Origin of the sequence: Pedobacter sp. ASV12, from assembly GCF_016429155.1 — a bacterium.
Taxonomy (GTDB): Bacteria; Bacteroidota; Bacteroidia; order Sphingobacteriales; family Sphingobacteriaceae; genus Pedobacter.
Genome location: NZ_JAELUC010000343.1, coordinates 1 through 398 on the forward strand (window position 1 = coordinate 1; position 398 = coordinate 398).

Here is a 398-nt window from a genome sequence, read left to right on the forward strand (position 1 = left end):
CCCCCCCCCCCCCCCCCCCCCCCCCCCCCCCCCCCCCCCCCCCCCCCCCCCCCCCCCCCCCCCCCCCCCTTTTTCCATCCCCCGCCCCCCCCCGATCTCTACCCATGTCGTGGTTCGTCGGCAGCGTCAGATGTGTATAAGAGACAGCAGTGGCATGAACCGGGCTTCGAACCAGGTCAACAACAATACCAGCAACCTTTTTAATCCAGCCATGCAGCTCGATTCGATTATCGTTGCCCGAAATGTAGACGCTGTCTCTTATACACATCTCCGAGCCCACGAGACAGTACTCATGATCGCGTATGCCCTCAACGGCTGGAAAAGAAGGGGGGGGGGGGGGGGGGGGGGGGGGGGGGGGGGGGGGGGGGGGGGGGGGGGGGGGGGGGGGGGGGGGGGGG

At 69.1% G+C, this 398-nt stretch carries 1 protein-coding gene; it reads left to right on the top strand.

Annotated elements, in window-relative coordinates:
- On the top strand, window positions 1-398 hold a 398-nt coding region (locus JHD69_RS20600), incomplete at both ends, for a hypothetical protein (RefSeq protein WP_199142176.1).